Below are 20,288 nucleotides of genomic sequence, written 5' to 3' on the forward strand. Positions count from 1 at the left end.
CTGTCCTGTCATGCAGACACCAGCGTTGACCCCGTCGACACCGCGCTGAGCGGCCTCGGGAAGCTCAACCTGCTCCACACACGACCCATCAGGGCAGCCGGCCCGAAGCCTCTACGAAAGCAAAACCGATGAGCAACCGCATTTTCAATTTCTCCGCCGGACCGGCGGTTCTCCCCGTGGAAGTTCTGGAAGAAGCACGCGAAAACCTGCTCTCGCTGGGGAACACGGGCATCGGCATTATGGAGCACTCCCATCGCGGGAAGGCCTTCATCGGCGTGCTCGCACAGACCGAAGCCGATTGCCGCAAACTGGCCGGCATTTCGGACGACTACAAGGTGCTGTTCCTGCAGGGGGGGGCGTCGCAGCAGTTCTTCGCCGTGCCAGCCAACCTGCTGGAGAAGACCCAGACCGCTGATTATCTGGTCACCGGCGCCTGGTCTGAAAAGGCGGTTGAACAGGCGGCCCGCTATGGCAACGTCCACGAAGCGGCCAGCAGCAAAGACCGCAACTACTGCTACATTCCCAAGCAGGCTGACTATTCCGCCAAGCCGGCCTACGTCCACTTCACGTCGAACAACACGATCTTCGGCACGCAGTGGCAGACTGAACCGAACGCCCCCGCCGGAGCTCCGCTGATCTGCGACGCCAGCAGCGACATCTTCTCCCGACCGATCGACGTTTCCAAGTATGGGCTGATCTATGCCGGTGCCCAGAAGAACCTCGGACCTTCCGGCGTCACACTCGTCATCATCCACAACGACCTGGTGAAGAAGGGTTCGCTCGACATCCCTGAGATGCTGCAGTACCGCACCCATGCGGAAAATGATTCCTGCTACAACACTCCCCCGACGTTCGGCATCTACTTCATGGGTCTGGTGTTCAAGTGGATTCTGAAGCAGGGTGGACTGGAAGCGATTGAGAAGCTGAATGTCGAAAAGGCCGCTGTTCTCTACGATTACCTCGACCAGAGCAAGCTCTTCAAGCCGACAGCCGACAAGGACAGCCGTTCTCAGATGAACGTGACGTTTGTCACCGGCAACAGTGACCTCGACAACAAGTTCATCAAGGAAGTGACCGCTGCCGGATTCGACGGCCTCAAGGGACATCGCAGCGTCGGCGGCATGCGAGCGAGTATCTACAACGCCTTCCCCAAGCAGGGGGTCGAAGAACTGGTGAAGTTCATGAAGGACTTCGAAGCCAAGAACGGTTGAGCAGCGAACGAGACCGTTTGATTGGAAAAACAAAAACGTGGAAGGGGAGCGAATCCTCTTCCACGTTTTTTTGTTTGGATTGCAGCACCGCTTGACGTGTACGCGGTGGGTTCATCACGCGAGAGTTGAAAGCAGCCCTCGCTCACCCGTCGGACTCTGAAACGCTGCGGGCTCTGCCGGGTTAATCCTGCTGGGCGGCGACATAGGTCGCCACTTCGCCGGCCATTTCACCCGCATGGTAACTGGAGCGGACAAATGGCCCGCTGGCCACCATCGAAAAGCCGAGCTTGCGGCATTCTTCTCCGATCAGATCGAATTCCTCCGGCGGCACAAATCGCTCCACGGGAAGCTGCGTGGCTGTCGGCTGCAGATACTGACCGATGGTGATCATGTCGCAGCCGACGCTGCGGAGATCGGCAGCGGTTTCAATCACTTCTTCCAGCGTTTCTCCCAGACCGAGCATCAATCCGCTTTTGGTCGGCATCTCGGGAGCTTCCTGCTTCACCTGTGCGAGCAGATCGAGCGAACGCTGATAGATCGCATTGCGTCGCACCCGCTGATACAGCCGCGGGACCGTTTCCGTATTGTGATTGAAAACGTCGGGTCGGGCCTGAATCACACGGCTGATGGCAGCACGGTTCCCCCCGAAGTCGGAGGTCAGGACCTCCACAGCCGCTCCGGTCCGTTCCCGCACCGCCAGAACGCACTGATAAAAATGGTCCGCACCGCCATCGGGCAGGTCGTCGCGGGTCACACAGGTAATGACCACATGCTTGAGGCCCAGCCGCGCAGCCGCTTCGGCGACCCGCGCCGGTTCATCGGCCTGCACGGTTTCCGTTCTGCCGCGCGGCACCGAACAGAACCCACAGGGCCGGGTGCAGACATTCCCGAGAATCATGAACGTGGCGGTCTTCTGCGACCAGCACTCCGTCCGGTTCGGACACTTGGCGCTCTCGCAGACCGTCTCCAGCTTCAGGTCTTCAATCACACTGTTGGTGAAGCCCATGTCCGCGGTCGGCATCGGACGCTTCAACCATTTCGGCAGACGACGCCGGGTCCCGATCATTCCGGGATCGGCCACATCGAGAATAGGAAGCAGCCCCGGTTCCGAGAACGAGGGGTTAACAATCGGCAGATCAGACATGAACAGTGACTTTGCGAATGGTCCGCTTTAGGAGTGGATGGCCGGTAGACACGTCCGACAGATCATAGCGAAACTGTTCGCAAATGTGACGGACAAGAGCCTCACGAACCTGAGGCAGCCGCACCGGTTCCAGCCGCTGCGACTGCAGACTGGTCGAGGGGGTCCCCAAGGGGTTGGGAACGGTCAGTTCCAGCAGGCGGGGATCGGTGGTGACATTCAGAAACATTCCGTGACAGGAAATCCATGATTTCACGCCGGCACCGAAATAAGCCAGCTGCCCTCCTCGGCTCCAGATTCCCGGTTCACCCGATTGACGTTTGGAGGGAATTTTCAATTCACGACAGGCGTTGAGAACAGCTTCTTCAAAATTTTCACGAAACTGCCGCAACCCGAGTCCCAGACGAAGCAGGGGAAGCTGCAGAGAAATTGCCAGCTGTCCCGGGCCGTGAACGAGTGCCCCTCCTCCCCGGGCCACCCAGCGAACCGTCAGTTCACGGCGGGCAAGTTCTTCATCATCCGGTAGCAGATCGGCCCGGCTCGCCTCGCGCCCCATGGTGATGAGGGGCGGATGCTCGCACAGCAGCAGTGTTCCCTGCGTGTCGCTGCGGCCACTCAATTCGTAGATCTGCTGCTCCTGCAGGCCGGTCACAGCATCGAAGTCCACCAGTCCCAACAAGTGGACCGCCAGTGTTCCCCCGTGAGGGCGCGGACGGTCAGAAGTAGGGAGGAACTGGGTCATCAGCAATGCGATGTTGGGGTTTCATGTGTCTGATTATTTTCGCGATCCCGCGCGGCGGGGACAATCCCAATGGGGAAAAATCTCCCCTGCGACACGGGATGAATCAGAATCGGTCGATCCCTTTCCTTCCTTGTTACCGAAAGGATTCGATATTCTGGAGCGATGATCAGACGCACCTCGGAATCATCGGCGGACGACCTGAACCTGTCGAACGGTCGGTATACGGTTCAACTCACTTCAGCCGGAACGGGACAGTCCCACCGCCAGGGACTGGTGGTCAATCGCCACCTCGAAGATCCGGTCGAAGACGGACAGGGGCAGTTCCTGTTTCTGCGGGACTGCGACAACAATGAAGTCTGGTCAGTCGGGCTGATGCCCTGCCAACGGCAAGGAAGCGATTACACCGTGCGCGAATTGCCCGGTGTTCACGAAATCCGCCATGTCTTCGCCGGCATCGAAGCCACACTGCGAGTGACCGTCGCCACTGCCGATGACCTCGAAAGCCGCAGACTGACGCTAGCCAACCTTTCGGGTCGCCCCCGTCGGCTTGAGGTCACCAGCTATTTCGAGCCGGTCCTGACCTATCAGCCGACCGATCTGAATCATCCCGCATTCGCCAAACTCTTCCTGCAGACGGAGTACGTGGCAGAGGCCTCGGCGCTCCTCGTGCAGCGGCGTCCACGCGGCAATTCCGAGAGCTGGCCCACGCTCTTCCACGCACTCGTCGGTGCGGTTCCGACCGGTTGGGAAACCGACCGCTTCCGATTTATCGGTCGCGGGAAGACAGTTGCGACGGCCATCGGACTCACCGGGAAACTGAGCGGCACCACCGGGAATGTCCTCGACCCCTGTTGCTCGCTGCGGACAGAATTGGCGCTGTCAGCGGGCGAGCAGACCGCGCTGACGTTCCTCACCGGATTCGGCGAACAGCGGGACGATGCCCTGCGGGTGCTGCGAAGTTATCAGGACTATGAAAAAGCATCCGATTCGATTGGCGAACGATCATTTTCCGGATTTGGAGGGGGACTCTGGATCTCTGGCAACCGGACCGCGCCGCTGGTCTCCGATGAGGAATTCCCGCCCCCACCGTCGCCCCTTGTGCCGGGACAGGGAACTCCACTTCCTGATGACGAGCCGCTGCAGTTTTTCAACGGATTCGGCGGCTTCAACACCTCCGGAACGGAGTACGTCATTCGTCTCAAGCATGACGGACAGGAACACCGCCGCCCGCCCCTGCCATGGATCAACGTGATCGCCAACCAGCAGGCGGGATTTCTCGTCAGCGAAACCGGCGCAGGCTGTACCTGGTCGAGAAACAGTCAGGCCAACCGCCTGACTCCCTGGTTTAACGATCCCATCACCGATCCGCACGGTGAAGCGATCTATCTGTTCGAAGCTGCCACCGGCGCAGCCTGGTCACCGCTCCCCGGTCCCATGGCCTTTCAGGGGGATGCCGAAGTCCGGCACGGGTTCGGCTACTCCACGTTCCGTTCGCTGGTGAACGACATTGAACAGATTGCCACCCTGTTTGTTCCCCGACAGGATCCTGTCAAAATCACGCTGCTCACTCTGCGGAATACTTCCGCTCGCGAAAAAGAACTGACGATCAGCACCTTTCAGCAATTGGTGCTCGGGACACTGCCTGTCCGTCCGAATCCGGTCGTCACCCGTCAACACGAGGATCGGAGTCTGCGCGCCGTGAACACCAGCGGCGGTCCCTTCGCGGATGGCATCGCGTTTACACAGCTGACCGTGAATGGCCAGTCTCCGCCGGACTTGCGCTTCACCTGTGATCGCCTGGAATTCATCGGACGCTGGTCCACTTCCGCCAATCCGGTCGCCCTTCAGCTGCAGACGCCCCTGAGCGGTGCCTGCGGATCAGAATACGAGCCCTGTTTTGTGCAGCAGGGCACGGTCACACTTCTTCCGGGAGAGACCGTCACCTGCATTGTTGTTCTCGGAGAAGCCTTATCTGACGGGGCAGCCAGTGAGCTGATCGCCCGGTATGGACAACCGGAGCAGGCGCAGGCCGCGCTGGAGGAGGTCCGGCAGTCGTGGGCTAGCCTCCTTTCCTCGCTGCAGGTGGAGACCCCGTCTCCCGCCTTGAATGTGCTGCTCAATGGCTGGATGGCGTATCAGACACTGGCCTGCCGGATGTGGGCCCGGACTGCATTTTATCAGTCCAGCGGGGCCTATGGTTATCGCGATCAGCTGCAGGATTCCGGCTCTCTGCTGCCACTCGATCCCCGCTTTGCCGGCGAACAGATTCTGCTGCATGCACGACATCAATTTCAGGAAGGAGATGTCCTCCACTGGTGGCATCCGGCGCCAATCAATGCCGGTTTGCGGACCCGCTTCTCGGACGACCTGCTCTGGCTGCCGCTGGTGGTCACCGATTATCTGCACGCGAGCGGAGATGAATCGATCCTGAGCGTGCAGGAACCTTTTCTCACCGGTCCCGCACTGCATGCAGGCGAAGACGAGAACTATCTCATTCCCCAGATCACTGGCGGAGCGGACCTCTACGAACACTGCTGCCGTACGATTGACCGTTCACTCCCGGTCGGGGCCCACGGGCTGCCGCTCATGGGGACCGGCGACTGGAACGACGGCATGAACCGCGTCGGTCGCGAGGGTCGGGGCGAAAGCGTGTGGGTCGGGTTCTTCCTGTATCACATTCTTGGGCGGTTTCTCCCGTTCTGCGAAAAACGCAACGACTTCGAGCGGATGAAGATCTATGCGGAGCATCGCGAACATTTGCTGCACGCACTGAATGACGGTGGCTGGGACGGCGAGTGGTATCGTCGGGCGTATTACGACAATGGCCAGCCGCTCGGTTCTCAAAAGAGCGATGAATGCCGGATCGACGCCCTGGCGCAGGCGTGGGCGATCATCTCCGGCGCTGCTCCGCCGGATCGTGCTGCGAGTGCCATGGACGCGATGTCACGCGAGCTGATTTCCACGGAGGAGGGGCTCATCCGCCTGTTGACTCCCCCCTTTGTCAACACCCCCAACGACCCCGGCTACATCAAGGGTTATGTCGCCGGCATCCGGGAAAACGGGGGCCAATACACCCACGCTGCCTGCTGGGTGGTGAAAGCCGTCGCCCAACACGGCGATCACAATCGCGCAGCGAAACTGCTCGAAATGCTCTCGCCGATTGCGCATACTCTGACGCCGGCCGATGTCCACCAGTACAAGGTCGAACCGTATGTCATTGCCGCTGACATCTACGGTGCCGCTCCCCATGTCGGACGAGGAGGCTGGACGTGGTACACCGGTTCTGCGGGCTGGTTTTATCGCGTGGCCATCGAATCGATCCTCGGCGTCACCATCGAAGAGGGCTCCACGCTGGTGCTGACCCCCTGTATCCCCGACGACTGGCCCGCTTTTGAGATGCGACTGCAGCGTGAGGGCCTGCCCCGTTGCCGGATTCGGGTCGAAAATCCGCAGCACTGCGCCCAGACGCTGGTCGCGGCCACGGTTAATGGTCAATCGCTGATCTGCACCGGCCGGACGCTCCGGGTTCCGTTGCCCAATGCCAATAGCTGCGAGATCCTGTTGACTCTCGGTCCCGAATAAAACACACCGCACAGGGGTTCCCGCCAGAGCTGAACACGAATTGCAGTCCCGGGAGCGGTGCGCTAAACTCGCCCTGATCACTTGCTGAGCACGAGCAGAGACCAGAATGTTACGGCGCTCAGGCCGATTCTGTTCCCGATCGCCGGACTTTCCGTTCCCGGAATCACCATCACCGGCTGATTTCACCCGATTTGAACCGCTGTTTCACCCCTATCGAGCACTATGGCCGCAACTTCCACCCCCCGCTTTGCTTTGACCTGGGATCTCGACTCGCTTTACCCGCGTCCGGATTCGGTGGAATTCAAGGTGCTGATCGACACCTATAAAAAGGATTTGAAACAGCTCGCTGAAGACTCGGAGGCTCTCCCCCCGATCAACAAATCGTCCGCCCCCGCCTGGGGCGATTTTCTGGAGCGGGTTGAAAAGGTCTTTGCCTTCTCGACCGACCTCGGCGCCTTCGTCGGCTGCCACTCCGCCGCCGACACCAACAACAAAGCGTTTCAGCAGATCGAAGCGATTCTGGCCGCCACCGGCCCTGAACGCAATCAGGTCTTCACCAACATTGAACTGGCATTTCGTGGCTTGACCGATGCCCAGCTGCAGGAGTTTGCCGCAGGGGATACCCGTCTGCAGCAGGTGCAATTCTTTCTGGAAGACTGCCGCGCGAATGCCGCTCTCCGGCTCGAAAAAGATCTCGAAATGCTGGCGGCGGAACTGGGTGTCGACGGCATTCACGCCTGGGGCCGTCTCTACGACCGTGTTTCCGGCGATCTGCGGATCGAACTGATGGAAAAAGGGGAGATTGTTCGCAAATCACCCGGACAGGTCCGCATGGATGTCATGGACCGTTCGGTCCGGCAGAACAACTTCTACGCGGTCGAGAAAGCCTGGAAGACTGTTGCCGATACGTGTGCGGATGCCCTCAACCACATCGCGGGGACCCGTCTCGCCAAATACAAGCGTCTGAAGACACAGGACCACCTCGACGCTCCGCTCCGTTTCAATCGCATGGAGCGGAAGACGCTCGACACCATGTGGGAGGTCATCGCCCAGCGGAAATCGATCCTGCTCAAGTTCTTCGAACGGAAAGCCCAGCTGCTCGGAATCGAGCGGATGGCGTGGTACGACCAGCTCGCTCCGCTGCCGCAGGCGTCGCTCGGCCCCAGCGATTCACTGACCTACGATCAGGCCTGCGACACGATCATCGAGGCTTTCTCCGAATTCAGTGACGATTTCGGCGACTTTGCCCGGATGGCACTGAATGACCGCTGGTGCGAAGTGGAAGACCGCAGCGGCAAGCGGCAGGGGGGCTTCTGCACCGGCCTCCCCGTCAAGAAGCAGTCCCGCATCTTCATGACCTTCACCGGCAGCGCCGACAGCATGTCCACGCTCGCTCACGAACTGGGTCACGCCTATCACTCGCATGTCCTCCGCAGCCAGCCCTTCCTGCTGCAGGACTACCCGATGAATCTGGCCGAAACCGCCTCCACTTTTGCCGAAGCCGTGCTCGGTGAAAAACGGTTGCAGCATGCGACGCTGCCGGGCCAGAAGCTCGGCATTCTCAACAACATGCTCTCCGATTCGGTCGCGTTTCTGATGAACATTCATGCCCGGTTTCTGTTCGAGAACCGTCTGCATGTCGAGCGCGCCGAGGCGGAACTGACCTCAGACCGGCTGACCGAAATCATGCTGGCAGCCCAGAAAGAGGCGTACTGCAACGCCTTTGCCGATTCGGACTGGTCCAACGTTTTCTGGATCTCGAAGCTGCATTTCTACATCTCCGGCCTGCCGTTCTATAACTTCCCCTATACGTTCGGATATCTGCTCTCGCTGGGGGTTTATTCCACCGCCGGAGAATTCGGAAAAGACTTCCCGAAGAAATACCGCGAACTCCTGACGGCCACCGGCTGCATGAACGCGGAAGAAGCGGTGAAGTCGACACTCGGTTACGACCTGACCCAGCCCGATTTCTGGAACCGCAGCATCGACATCATCGATGCCCGGGTGAACGAGTTCCTGAAAGTCAGTGACCAGTTTCTGACCGGCTCCTGAAACCGGCTCCCTGTCCGAAACCGGCCCTGCGAGCGTACAATCAATTGATGATCGCCGAAGTCCCTGCCAGCACGACTGTTCTCGTCCGCTACGGAGTCATTCCGGAAGTGGCCCGCGCCTCGTTCGAAGGGGCAGAAGTCCCGCCGCGCGGTGCGCACGTTGTCGTGCAGACGCACCGTGGCCTGGAGCTCTGTTCGATCCTCGAAAAGATCCGGCCGCAGTCAGTTCGTCAGGGTGAGGTCCCCGCCAGCGCCTTCGACATTGTCCGTCGCGCTGAACCCGATGATCTCGCGCAGGCAGAGAAACTGGCTGCCCGGAGCCGACAGGAATTCCCGCTCTGGCAGGAACGGATCACCAAATGGAATCTCGACCTGCAGCTCATCGATCTGGAATGGACACTCGATGAGGCCAAGCTGATCCTGTATGTGCTGAATGAGCGCGGTCCGGAGTGCACAAAGCTGGCGATTCAGGCGGCCGCCGCAGGGCTCGGACTGATTGAAGTGCAGCCGGTCTCGATGGAGGGGCGCGTCACACTTCCGAAATCGGGAGGAGGCTGTGGATCGTGCGGATCACATTGACGCCGAAGAACGCTCGCCGACCGGAGTTCCGGACGGGGAGATCACGCCCGTTTCCGCTTCGGGAACGTCGCTGCTCACATCGATTCTGATCGGGGGAGTCCGTCTCTATCAGTGGACGCTGAGCCACTGGCTCGGAGGCCGGTGCCGGTTTGTTCCCAGTTGCAGCGAATATTTCATCGGTGCGGTTCAAAAGGATGGTGCCGTCAAGGGGTCTGCGAAGGGGTTGTGGCGGATCTGCCGCTGCCATCCCTGGGGGGGCCACGGCTATGACCCCCCCTAGCCTCATCCGGGTCTCCCCGGCATAATCGTTACAGCGTGTGCAACATTTCAGCTTGTCGCACCGTGCGGCCGAATCCCCAGAAGTTCGCGCAGACGGAATTTACCGAATGCCGAAGTAAGAGGCGGGGAATTCTGATTTCCCGTGCCGGTTCCGACCGCGCCCGTTGACATCACAGAATTTCCGGTCGTACGATAAAAGTCTGTCCAGAATTCGTACTTTCACACCGTTGCCACATGACGCGATACAGCAAAATTCTCGCGATCTTCATCGCCGCGGCCAGCCTGGCATTTGTCGGGTTTGCAATCGCCACGACGTTTGGAGGCCCGAACTGGACCGCGATCACGCAATCCAGCGAGTTCAACGGCTATCGCTTCACACGTACCGACGGCCCGGAGATCGTGTGGACCGCCACCCGCGCCGGAGATGAAAAGGCGATCGGCAGTTCGCGAAGACTTCCGGAAGTGATTTCTAAAGTCCTGGACGATATCGCACAGCAACAGCAGGCAGAGATCCAGCAGCTGCAGCCCCGTGAAGAAGCCCTGACCACTCGGATCGAACTGCTCGGCAAGGCGATTGCCAGCGACAAACTGGCCCTCGACCGCTACGAAGCAGAACAGCGGGAGCGGCTATCGACCCTGCGGGCACAGGAGACAGCTTTGGCGGCCCAGGTCATGACCTCCACCGCCGAAACACAGAAGCTGCAGAATATCATTGCGGCCCGGCGCGAAGATATCTTCCGTCTGCGTCAACAGGCTGCCGAATTGAAGACCGACGAGTTCCGGTTGACGGAGATCCAGCAGCAGCTCGACAGCCTGCTGATTCAGACGCAGGGGAACGCCGATCGGGCCGAATTACGGAACCAGCTGTTAAAACAGCAGGTGTCCGAGAAGTAGAGTTTCCCAGAGAAGCAGCCAGCGGAAGACGGCTGCATGTTGACGCGGAATCCAGTGCCGTCCGTCCGGCGACAATTCCTTCAATCTCGCGGAGTTCCGGTCGACAGGCCGGCTCGCAGCGGAGCTTGTCACAATGTCATATGTCGGAAAAATCCTCGTCGTCCTGCAGCTCGTGCTGAGCGTGCTGTTCATGGCCTTCGCGGGAGCAGTCTTCTCGCTGCACTCCAACTGGAAAACAAAATACGAGACTCTGGCGCAGCAGCACCAGTCGACCGAAGACACGCTGCGAAATGTGCAGGGTGAACTGGCGACCGCCAAACGCGAATTCGACTCGCAACTGGCCCAGCAGTCGCAGCTGGCTACCGAGTTCCAGGCCAAGAACGTCAGTCTGGAACGGAGTGTCGCCGACCTGCGGGCCAAGAACGATATCTTCGAACAGCAGCGTGAAGCGGAATCAGGACTGGCTCAGTCGAAGTCCAACGAAGCCCGTTTCCGTCAGGAAGAGTCTGAAAAGCTGCGGAACGAAAATAGCAAGCTGCAGGCCAGTCTCGATGTCCTGGCCGCGGAAGTTCGTGAACTGAAGGATCAGATCTTCAACAAGGACGAGACCACAAACGAACTCAACAAGCGCTATACCGCTTCGCTGACGAAGATGGCCTATCTGGAGCGAATCGTCGCCGCCAACAAGCTCGAAACCGATCCGGAAGTCGTTGCAAAAATGCAGGCAGACCCGCCGACAGTAGAAGGCAAAGTGCTGCACGTGCGGAAGTCACGTACCAACCGGGTCCAGTTCGTCGAGATCTCCATCGGCAGCGACGACGGACTGGTCAAAGGCCACGAACTCGACGTCTATCGGATTATCAGCCCCACAGAAGCCGACTTCCTGGGACGAGTCAAAATCGTTGACATCTTCCCCGACACTGCCGTTGCAGAAGTTGTGCTCCCCTCGAAAAACGGAATCATTCAGGAAGGTGACAATGTCAAAACGAGCCTCTGATGAAGCGACACCCGACGTCTACGTCGGACTGCTGTTTGTCTCTGTCGCAGCCCTGCTGACCGGCATCATCTTTCTGACTCTGGAACTGAGCAGCTACGGCTGGAAGTTCAACTGAAGCCCAAAAACGCAACCGCGATCCGGGACGTTTACACAAAGTCGTCTGCCTCATGGCCGACGACTTTTTTTATTGTGACTCAATGTTCCGCCAAGAAATGCAGCTCCGCTCGCTGGTCATCCCGAGAGCGCTCGGTCGGCACATTCCCACCCGGTCGAAGCACGACTCTCGGGAGATTCGGTCGCTGACTGAAAGTCTCGTCGCAGTCTACGGCTTCTCGTCGATCCCGCAGGCGCAGACCATCTCCCCGCACCCGGGGCAGCCGCGGCCATACTTTTCGATCACGGCCTGTTCAAGATCGACACCCGCGACGTTGGCAATGGTCGCCAGCCAGGCCAACACATCGGCAAACTCTTTTGCCAGTTCTTCCTTCGGCCCCTCCCGTAACGCGGCCGCCAGTTCCCCGACTTCTTCCATCAGCCACATAAATGTCCCGTCGATGCCCCGCTGCTCGTCTTTCGACGAATACATCTTGCGGATCAGGGCCTGAAGGTCGGACAGGGTCATTTGTTCGCGCTGGCTCATGGTGATTTCAGCCCGGAGGACCGGGGGTTCGACGGCAGGGGACAGTGACGAGGAGGGCAACGGACCCGAGCATCTCTCACGAGTCCTTAAGGTCGAAGTCTGCCCGAGACCTCGATGAACTCTAGGAACTCCCGGACCAGTCTGCCACCACGTCGCCTTCCCTTGCGTCGAGCGAGCTACAGCGTCGGTGAGACGTGCAGCCCCACCGCATCCGCAGAGGGTTGGCGACGACGGACACGGGCCCACCACAGCGACAGGCGATCGAGAGTCAGATAAATCACAGGTGTGGTGTACAACGTCAGCATCTGGCTGAAGATCAGCCCTCCGACAATGGCAATCCCTAAAGGTTTGCGCAATTCGGAGCCGTTGCCGGTTCCCAGTGCCAGTGGCAGCCCTCCCAGCAGCGCGGCGAGGGTCGTCATCGTGATCGGGCGGAACCGCAGCACGCAGGCCTGATAGATCGACTCCTGCGGCGAGAGCCCCAGATTCCGCTCGGCGTCGAGTGCGAAATCGATCATCATGATTGCGTTCTTTTTCACGATGCCGATCAGCAGCAGAATTCCGATCATGGCCATCACGCTGAGTTCCACATTGCAATACAGCAGCGCCAGCAGCGCTCCCACTCCGGCCGACGGGATCGTGGAGAGAATCGTCAGCGGGTGGATGTAACTTTCATAGAGCATCCCCAGCACGATATAAACCGCCACAATCGCCGCCAGAATCAGATACAGCTGATTGTTCAGTGAGTTCTGAAAGGCTTGCGCGGTTCCCTGAAAACGCCCCTGAATGCTCGAGGGCATCCCCAGTCTGCGGACGATCTCTTCGACCTGCGGAACAATTTCACTCAGCGACGTTCCCGCGAGCATGTTGAAGGAAATCGTGACCGACGGGAACTGCCCCGAATGCGCCACCCCCAGCGAAGAATTCTTCAGTTCCGCACGATACAGATCACTCAGCCGCACCTGAGTCTGCTGCGGCGTCTTCACGTAGATATGTCTTAAGTTCTCCGGATTCTGTACATAAGGTTCGTCCAGTTCCATGACGACTTTGTACTGATTCCGGGACTTGTACATCGTCGACACCTGCCTTTGGCCAAAGGCATCGTAAAGTGTGTTGTCGATCGTCTGGACGGAGATTCCCAGCCGGGCCGCGGTTTCCCGGTCCAGCTGCAGCATTGTTTCCAGTCCCCGGTTCTGCTGGTCGGTGGTCACATCGACCAGCCCGTAAATCTGCCGCATCTCCTTGACCAGCTTCCGGGACCACTCATCCAGTTCCGACAGGCTGCTCCCTTTGAGGGTGTATTGATATTGCGAACTGCTGGCGCGACCGCCAATCCGCAGATCCTGAACCGATTGGAGATACAGATTGCCCCCGGCAATTTTCGAGGCACTCGCCCGCAGCCTGGCAATCACCTGATCCGCGCTGATCTTTCGTTCTGACAGCGGAGTCAGCGACAGGAACATACGGGCGGAGATCGAGGATTCTCCCCCTCCGGTGAAGGCGATCACCCCCGCCACCGCAGGATCTTCACCCACAACGGCCGAAAACTGGTTCACCAGCGAGGAGAGTGTCTGAAAGGACGAATCCTGATCGGCAACGATATTCCCGATGATGCGTCCCGTGTCCTGCTGAGGAAAGAATCCTTTGGGAATGACCACATAGAGATAAGCAGTGAACATCACCGTCGCGACCGCCACCAGCAGCGTCAGCCACTGATGCCGCAGCGCCCCCGCCAGACTCCACTCATACATCCGGAGAATGCGATCGAATACCCATTCACTGCTGCGATAGAGCCAGCCTCGCGTCCGACCATGATTTGATTTCAGCATGTAAGCACACATCATCGGCGTGGTCGTCAGCGACACCACCAATGAGATCAGAATCGCAACGGACAACGTCACTGCAAACTCGCGGAACAAGCGCCCCACGATTCCTCCCATCAGCAGAATGGGAATGAAGACCGCGATCAGCGAGACACTGATGGACAGCACGGTGAAGCCGATCTCGCGGGCTCCCAGCAACGCTGCCTCCAACGGCTGCTTGCCTTCTTCCAGATACCGGCTGATGTTCTCCACCACCACAATGGCGTCATCCACCACAAACCCCGTGGCAATGGTCAACGCCATCAGTGACAGATTGTCGATGCTGTAGCCGGCAAGATACATCACGCCAAATGTCGAAATGAGCGAGACCGGCACCGCCACGCTGGGAATAAACGTCGCCCGCCAATCCCGCAGGAAGACGAAGACCACCAGAATCACCAGCACCACCGAGATGCATAACGTAAACTGCACCTCATGGAGCGAGGCCCGAATGGTCGCGGTGCGGTCCATCCCGACGCTCAGCACCATGCTGGCGGGAATCTGCGCCGAAAGCTGAGGAATCAATTCCCGGATTCGGTCGACCGTGGCGATGATATTGGCGCCGGGTTGACGATAGACCACCACGTTCACCGCGGGCCGACCGTTGAATGTTCCATAATTTCGGATGTCCTCGACACTGTCGGTCACGACAGCGACATCCTTCAGCCGGACCGGAGCCCCGTTGCGATAGACGACCAGCAGGTTTTCATATTCCTCTGCCTGAAACAGCTGGTCCGAGGTACTGATCGACCAGATCGTTTCGCCGTCCGACACCTGCCCCTTGGGACGATTGGCGTTGGCATTGGCCAGAACTTCGCGCACCTCTTCCAGCGAAATCCCCAGATGATTGAGGACCGTCGGATTCAGATCGACCCGCACCGCCGGGGAGGACCCACCGCCGACTCTCACCTGTCCGACCCCCGGAACCTGTGACAGACGCTGCTGCACGATCGTACTGGCCACGTCGTACATCTGCGGTCGCGTGTAGGTGTCGGAAGTCAGATTGAGCATCATGATCGGCGCATCAGCCGGGTTCACCTTGCGATACGAAGGATTGTTGGGCAGATTGGCCGGAAGCTGGCTGCGTGCGGCGTTGATGGCGGCCTGCACATTTCGCGCGGCAGCATCGACATCGCGATCAAGATCAAACTGCAGAGTGATGCCGGTGCTGCCCAGCGTACTGGAGGAACTCATCTCCGCCACGCCGGCGATTCGTCCGAACTGCCGTTCCAGCGGCGTCGCGACCGAAGTGGCCATCGTCTCCGGGTTGGCGCCGGGGAGCGACGCGGAAACACTGATCGTCGGAAAATCGACCTGCGGAAGGGGGGACACCGGCAGCAGTCCGTAGCCGAGCGCCCCCGCCAGCGTGATGGCGATCGTCAGCAGAGTGGTGGCCACCGGCCGGTGAATGAAGGGCGAGGAAAGATTCATGCCGCGTGTTCCTCAACCGGAGCCTCACGGACGGTGAATCCGAGATCACGTGAAATCTGATCGAACCACAGATAAATCACAGGCGTGGTGTACAGCGTCAGCAACTGGCTGAAGAGCAGTCCCCCGATGATGGTGATCCCCAAGGGCTGCCGCATCTCGGAGCCGACGCCCCCGCCCATCGCCAGCGGCACTCCTCCCAGCAGTGCTGCCATCGTCGTCATCAGAATCGGCCGGAAGCGGAGCAGGCAGGCATCGTAGATTGCATCGTAGGGGGACTGGCCTTTTTCGCGCTGGGCATCGAGCGCGAAGTCGATCATCATAATCGCGTTCTTCTTCACGATTCCGATCAGCAGAATGATGCCGATCAGCCCGATCACGCCCAGATCCATCCGGCACAGGAGCAACGCCGCGATGGCGCCCACTCCTGCAGAGGGCAGGGTGGAGAGAATGGTCAGCGGGTGGACGTAGCTCTCATAGAGCACTCCAAGCACGATATAGACCGTGACAAGTGCCGCCAGAATCAGCAGTGGTGTACTGGTCAAGGATGCCTGAAATGCGGCTGCCGTTCCCTGAAAGGCCGCCACAATGCTCCGCGGCATCTGCAGATCTTCACGCGTCTGATTGATGGCCTCGACCGCCTCACCCAGCGAAACGCCCGGAGCCAGATTGAACGAAAACGTCACCACCGGGAATTGTCCCTGATGATTGATCGAAAGCGGAGCGGCGCGCTCCACGATGCGCGTGAATGCATTCAGCGGCGTCATTCCACCCTCTGAGGTCTTGACGTAGACCTCAGACAGATCCTGTGGAGAACGGCGGAACTGCGGCGCCACTTCCAGCACGACACGGTACTGATTCAGCTGTGTAAACATGATCGACACCTGTCGCTGACCGAAGGCGTCGTAGAGTGCATCATCGATCTGCCGCGGCGTGATCCCCAGTCGCGAGGCGGTATCGCGGTCAATTTCGACATGCACCTGCCGCCCCTGCAGCTGCTGATCCGTAGCGACATCCCGCAGCTGCGGCAACTGCTGCAGCCGCTCCAGCAGCAGCGGGGTCCATTCCGCCAGCTCTGCCTGATCAGGATCTTCAAGACTGAACTGATACTGCGTCCGGCTGACCCGGGTTTCCACCGTCAGATCCTGCACCGGCTGCAGAAACAGCGTGATTCCAGAGACTCTTTCCAGCTGCGGCTGCAACCGGCGAATGACGTCGACGGCGCTCACCTGCCGTTCTTCAAGCGGCTTCAGATTGATCTGGATACGTCCACTGTTGAGCGTGGTGTTGGTTCCATCAATGCCAATGAAACTGGAAAGGCTCTCGACGGCCGGATCCTGCAGGATGACACGGTTCAGTTCCAGCTGCCGTCTGGCCATCTGTTCAAAGGCACTGTCCTGTGGCGCTTCGGAAATTCCCAGAATCACACCGGTATCCTGCACCGGGAAAAAGCCCTTGGGAACGAGAACATAAAGATAGACAGTGGCCACCAGCGTGGCCACGAAGACTCCCATCGTCAGAGTCTGGTGCCGCAGTACGACCGTCAGCGTCCGGCCATAGATCCGGATCACGGCGTCGAACAGCCGTTCCGTCGTCCGGTAGAGCCAGCCATGCTCTTCCTCGGTCTGATGCTTCAGCAGCCGGGCACACATCATCGGTGTCAGCGTCAGGGACACGACGGCGGAAACCAGAATGGTCACGCTCAACGTCACCGCGAATTCCCGAAATAACCGACCGACGACATCGCCCATGAACAGCAGCGGAATCAGCACAGCAATCAGCGAGACACTCAACGAGATAATCGTAAACCCGATTTCCTGCGAGCCCTTCAGCGCCGCCGCCATGGGCCGCTCACCGTTCTCGATATGCCGCATGATGTTTTCAATCATGACGATGGCATCATCCACCACGAAACCGGTGGAAATGGTGAGCGCCATCAGCGTCAGATTGTTCAGGCTGTAACCGAGCAGATACATCACCCCGAACGTGCCGACCAGCGACAGGGGCACCGCGACACTGGGAATGATCGTGGCGGGGACGTTTCGCAGGAAAACGAAGATCACCATCACGACGAGGGCGATCGTCAGCAGCAGTTCGAACTGGACATCCTTCACCGAAGCCCGAATGGTAACGGTCCGGTCGGTCAGCACCGCCACTTTCACCGAGGCCGGCAGGGAGTCTTCCAGTTGCGGGAGGAGCCCCTTCACCCGGTCGACCACTTCGATGATATTGGCTCCCGGCTGCCGCTGGATATTCACAATCACCGCGGGAGTGACGTTCATCCACGCCGCCTGACGTCCGTTCTCGATGTCGTCGGAAACGGTCGCCACGTCCGACAACTTGACCGGAGCCCCGTTGCGGTAGGCAACGATCAGATCGCGATATTGCTGACTCGTAAACAGCTGATCGTTCGCTCCGATCGTGACTGCCTGCCGGACACCGTCAAAACTCCCCTTGGCCTGATTCACATTCGCCTGCTCCAGAGCCACGCGCAGGTCTTCCAGCGTCATGCCAATCGCGGAGAGAGCCGTCGGGTTGGCCTGGACCCGAATGGCGGGCTTTTGCCCCCCGCTGATGCTGACCATGCCGACTCCTCCCAATTGCGAAATCCGCTGGGCCAATCGCGTGTCGGCAAGGTCTTCAACCTGCGAGAGCGGGAGCGTGTCGGAAAAGAGAGCCAGCGTGATAATCGGCGAATCGGCCGGATTGGTCTTTGTATAGACCGGGGGATTCGGCAAGTCTCGTGGGAGAAAAGTAGAGGCCACATTGATGGCCGCCTGCACCTGCTGGGTGGCGACGTCAATGTCCAGATTCAGGTCAAAGCGCAGCGTGATCACCGAACAGCCTTCCGAGCTGCTCGAGGTCATCTGCGTCAGTCCGGGAATCTGCCCGAACTGCCGCTCGAGCGGCGCGGTGACGGAAGAGGTCATCACCTCCGGTCCGGCCCCCGGATAGAATGTCAGCACCTGAATCGTCGGATAGTCGACCTGAGGGAGCGCCGACACCGGCAACTCCCGGTAGGCCACCACCCCCGAGAGCAGGATCGCCACCATCAGCAACACTGTCGCGACGGGACGCAGAATAAAATCCCGCGACAGATTCATGTGCTGCTTTTCGTTTCTGCTGGAGCCTGTTGTTCCTGTTGCTTCGAGGGAGTCTGAAGCGATCCCGCTTTCTGACCATCCGGTTCACGCAGGGTCACTTTGGAACCCGGCTGCAGCTTGTCAATGCCGCTGGTGACCACCGTCTCCCCCGCTTCCACTCCGGTCAGCAGACAGGTCTCCGCTCCCTGCACCGGGCCGATGGTGACCGGCCGCAGCTGCACCGTGCTGTCGGGCTGCAGAACGTAAACGTACATGTTCTCCGGACCGCGCTGCACAGCCGCCGACGGAACAACGATCGCTTTCTCCAGCGTGTCAATCAGCAGTCGGGCGTTGACGAACTGATTGGGGAACAGAGCGTGGTCGAGGTTCTCGAACACCGCTTTCATCCGCAGAGTCCCTGTCGTGGCATCGACCTGGTTGTCGATCGCCGCGAGTTGACCGATGGACAGCCGCGTTGTGAAATCCCGGTTGAAAGCCTCAACAGGCATCTCCAGTTTCTGCCGCATCCGCTGCTGCACACGAGGAATTTCATCCTGTGGCACGGTAAACGTCAGGGCGATCGGCTCGAGCTGGGTGATCACCGCCAGACCGTTGGGATCGTTCGCCCGGACAATGTTTCCCTTGTCCACCAGCCGCAAACCGACTCGTCCGCTCAACGGCGCGGTGATTCTGCAGTATTCGAGCTGCAACAGGGCATTCTGCAGGGCCGCCTTATCCAGTTGAACAGCCGCTTCCGCCTGTCGTGTTACCGCCAGCTGCTGATCCAACTGCTGCGGCGTTGTGGCCTGCGACTTCATCAGATCGAGCTGGCGATTGTACATTCCCTGAGCGAGCACCAGAGCTGCTTCATCCTGAGCCAGCCGGGCCTGGGCCTGATCACGCAAGACTTCGAACGGGCGACGATCGATCTCCACCAGCAGGTCACCCTGCTTCACCATCTGTCCCTCGGTGAAAGCGACATTCACCAGCTCGCCATCCACGCGACTCTTCAGCAGCACGGTGTTCAGGGCCGTCACCGTTCCCAATGCATTCAGATAGACGTTGACATCCCGTTCGATCGCGGTGGCCACCATCACCGAAGCGGGAGGCGGAGTTCGCTTCGCAGGGGGCGAACCCTGATTCGGAAGTTGAGCCCGCAGCCACGGCTCCCAGACGGGATAATAATGCCATCCGGCCCACAGCAGAGCGAGTAGCAAGCTCCAGCGGACCAGCCGTCCCCAGAGCGATCGCGCTCCTGATTCCGGCCGCCGAGGCTGAAGATCGGCCCCCCCCCGGACGGGAGGTCGGGACCGCGGGGCGTCGGGGACGGTTTCAATCGGTGGCATCTCGGTTGTCATCACTTCACCAAAACTGCCGGGGAGGCTGGAGCGCTTCGTGCGCCTGAACTCTGCGGGGGGAGGATGTCGACCGCCGAACTGCCCGTGGTCGCGAAGCAAAGTTCCACGTTTGATCAACGGGGAGACAAACAGGGCGGTCACAGGCAGAAGCAGGCTCCTTTTAGTTTCGCCCGAAACCCGGGCTTTTAGAATTCAAAAACGGTGTGGGATTACCGTCAGGACGAAATAATTCCCCGACCGCGGAGTCCTGCGTATGCCATTTGGCATAGAGACCCTCCTGAACGGCTACAGAGTTTCCCCCAAACGACGTAAGATGCAGTCAGAATTCCACTGCAACAACCCGTTCGCATCACTGCAAACGACAGAAAGGAAGCCCGGTTGACGCGCGCCCGGCGGCTCTTTTTCATCGGCTCAGGTCGCTGCTCTCGCAGCCTGGCTCTG

At 59.5% G+C, this 20,288-nt stretch carries 14 protein-coding genes; 8 read left to right on the plus strand and 6 right to left on the minus strand.

The annotated features are described in order from the left end of the window. The first annotated feature begins 128 nt into the window (after window positions 1-128). Window positions 129-1,211, plus strand: coding sequence for a 3-phosphoserine/phosphohydroxythreonine transaminase (gene serC / locus SH664x_RS12690; protein ID WP_437201448.1), 1,083 nt, complete (start codon window positions 129-131; stop codon window positions 1,209-1,211). A 181-nt stretch (window positions 1,212-1,392) separates the two neighbouring features. Here the strand turns inward: serC and lipA are convergent, their stop codons facing one another. Together lipA and SH664x_RS12700 are read right to left on the minus strand one after the other, a co-directional pair. After that, window positions 1,393-2,355 (minus strand): lipoyl synthase, encoded by a 963-nt coding sequence (gene lipA / locus SH664x_RS12695; protein WP_437201450.1) that lies wholly within the window; start codon window positions 2,353-2,355, stop codon window positions 1,393-1,395. Continuing rightward, window positions 2,348-3,094, minus strand: a complete 747-nt coding sequence (locus SH664x_RS12700; RefSeq protein ID WP_437201452.1) for a lipoyl protein ligase domain-containing protein — start codon at window positions 3,092-3,094, stop codon at window positions 2,348-2,350. The genes lipA and SH664x_RS12700 overlap by 8 nt, the downstream gene beginning before the upstream one ends. 162 nt (window positions 3,095-3,256) lie before the next feature. On the opposite strand from SH664x_RS12700, the gene SH664x_RS12705 reads away from it, so the two are divergent. From SH664x_RS12705 to SH664x_RS12735, 7 genes are all read left to right on the plus strand, one after another. Then, window positions 3,257-6,676 (plus strand): GH36-type glycosyl hydrolase domain-containing protein, encoded by a 3,420-nt coding sequence (locus SH664x_RS12705; protein WP_437201454.1) that lies wholly within the window; start codon window positions 3,257-3,259, stop codon window positions 6,674-6,676. 222 nt (window positions 6,677-6,898) lie between these two features. After that, entirely contained in the window at window positions 6,899-8,728 is a 1,830-nt protein-coding gene (locus SH664x_RS12710) for a M3 family oligoendopeptidase (protein ID WP_437201456.1), read from the plus strand. A gap of 47 nt (window positions 8,729-8,775) precedes the next feature. Continuing rightward, window positions 8,776-9,306 (plus strand): PSP1 C-terminal domain-containing protein, encoded by a 531-nt coding sequence (locus SH664x_RS12715; RefSeq protein WP_437201458.1) that lies wholly within the window; start codon window positions 8,776-8,778, stop codon window positions 9,304-9,306. Then, on the plus strand, window positions 9,284-9,586 hold the full coding sequence (gene yidD, locus SH664x_RS12720; RefSeq protein WP_437201460.1) for a membrane protein insertion efficiency factor YidD: 303 nt from the start codon (window positions 9,284-9,286) through the stop codon (window positions 9,584-9,586). Before SH664x_RS12715 ends, yidD begins: the two co-directional genes overlap by 23 nt. 233 nt (window positions 9,587-9,819) lie before the next feature. After that, window positions 9,820-10,479 carry a hypothetical protein gene (locus SH664x_RS12725; protein WP_437201462.1) on the plus strand — a complete coding sequence of 220 codons (660 nt, stop codon included), beginning with the start codon at window positions 9,820-9,822 and terminating at the stop codon, window positions 10,477-10,479. 133 nt (window positions 10,480-10,612) lie between these two features. Beyond that, window positions 10,613-11,476 carry a hypothetical protein gene (locus SH664x_RS12730; protein ID WP_437201463.1) on the plus strand — a complete coding sequence of 288 codons (864 nt, stop codon included), beginning with the start codon at window positions 10,613-10,615 and terminating at the stop codon, window positions 11,474-11,476. Continuing rightward, the gene (locus tag SH664x_RS12735) at window positions 11,457-11,591 is read left to right on the plus strand and encodes a hypothetical protein (RefSeq protein WP_437201465.1); all 135 of its coding nucleotides are present in this window, start codon (window positions 11,457-11,459) and stop codon (window positions 11,589-11,591) included. The genes SH664x_RS12730 and SH664x_RS12735 overlap by 20 nt, the downstream gene beginning before the upstream one ends. A 207-nt stretch (window positions 11,592-11,798) precedes the next feature. Here the strand turns inward: SH664x_RS12735 and SH664x_RS12740 are convergent, their stop codons facing one another. The 4 genes from SH664x_RS12740 to SH664x_RS12755 all read right to left on the minus strand — a co-directional run bounded on the left by SH664x_RS12740 (window position 11,799) and on the right by SH664x_RS12755 (window position 19,835). Further along, on the minus strand, window positions 11,799-12,116 hold the full coding sequence (locus SH664x_RS12740; RefSeq protein WP_437201467.1) for a MazG nucleotide pyrophosphohydrolase domain-containing protein: 318 nt from the start codon (window positions 12,114-12,116) through the stop codon (window positions 11,799-11,801). Between the two features lie 176 nt (window positions 12,117-12,292). After that, entirely contained in the window at window positions 12,293-15,409 is a 3,117-nt protein-coding gene (locus tag SH664x_RS12745; protein ID WP_437201469.1) for a multidrug efflux RND transporter permease subunit, read from the minus strand. Further along, window positions 15,406-18,510 (minus strand): multidrug efflux RND transporter permease subunit, encoded by a 3,105-nt coding sequence (locus SH664x_RS12750; protein WP_437201471.1) that lies wholly within the window; start codon window positions 18,508-18,510, stop codon window positions 15,406-15,408. Before SH664x_RS12750 ends, SH664x_RS12745 begins: the two co-directional genes overlap by 4 nt. Beyond that, window positions 18,507-19,835 carry an efflux RND transporter periplasmic adaptor subunit gene (locus SH664x_RS12755; protein ID WP_437201473.1) on the minus strand — a complete coding sequence of 443 codons (1,329 nt, stop codon included), beginning with the start codon at window positions 19,833-19,835 and terminating at the stop codon, window positions 18,507-18,509. The genes SH664x_RS12750 and SH664x_RS12755 overlap by 4 nt, the downstream gene beginning before the upstream one ends. Between the last annotated feature and the right edge of the window lie 453 nt (window positions 19,836-20,288).

Source organism: Planctomicrobium aquicomposti (genome assembly GCF_051466325.1).
GTDB lineage: Bacteria > Planctomycetota > Planctomycetia > Planctomycetales > Planctomycetaceae > Planctomicrobium.

Bases quoted from the DNA above. Each gene is read 5' to 3' on its own strand.
- serC (WP_437201448.1), top strand. From the start codon at position 129: ATGAGCAACCGCATTTTCAATTTCTCCGCCGGACCGGCGGTTCTCCCC.
- lipA (WP_437201450.1), bottom strand. From the start codon at position 2,355: ATGTCTGATCTGCCGATTGTTAACCCCTCGTTCTCGGAACCGGGGCTG.
- SH664x_RS12700 (WP_437201452.1), bottom strand. From the start codon at position 3,094: ATGACCCAGTTCCTCCCTACTTCTGACCGTCCGCGCCCTCACGGGGGA.
- SH664x_RS12705 (WP_437201454.1), top strand. From the start codon at position 3,257: ATGATCAGACGCACCTCGGAATCATCGGCGGACGACCTGAACCTGTCG.
- SH664x_RS12710 (WP_437201456.1), top strand. From the start codon at position 6,899: ATGGCCGCAACTTCCACCCCCCGCTTTGCTTTGACCTGGGATCTCGAC.
- SH664x_RS12715 (WP_437201458.1), top strand. From the start codon at position 8,776: ATGATCGCCGAAGTCCCTGCCAGCACGACTGTTCTCGTCCGCTACGGA.
- SH664x_RS12725 (WP_437201462.1), top strand. From the start codon at position 9,820: ATGACGCGATACAGCAAAATTCTCGCGATCTTCATCGCCGCGGCCAGC.
- SH664x_RS12730 (WP_437201463.1), top strand. From the start codon at position 10,613: ATGTCATATGTCGGAAAAATCCTCGTCGTCCTGCAGCTCGTGCTGAGC.
- SH664x_RS12735 (WP_437201465.1), top strand. From the start codon at position 11,457: ATGTCAAAACGAGCCTCTGATGAAGCGACACCCGACGTCTACGTCGGA.
- SH664x_RS12740 (WP_437201467.1), bottom strand. From the start codon at position 12,116: ATGAGCCAGCGCGAACAAATGACCCTGTCCGACCTTCAGGCCCTGATC.
- SH664x_RS12745 (WP_437201469.1), bottom strand. From the start codon at position 15,409: ATGAATCTTTCCTCGCCCTTCATTCACCGGCCGGTGGCCACCACTCTG.
- SH664x_RS12750 (WP_437201471.1), bottom strand. From the start codon at position 18,510: ATGAATCTGTCGCGGGATTTTATTCTGCGTCCCGTCGCGACAGTGTTG.
- SH664x_RS12755 (WP_437201473.1), bottom strand. From the start codon at position 19,835: ATGCCACCGATTGAAACCGTCCCCGACGCCCCGCGGTCCCGACCTCCC.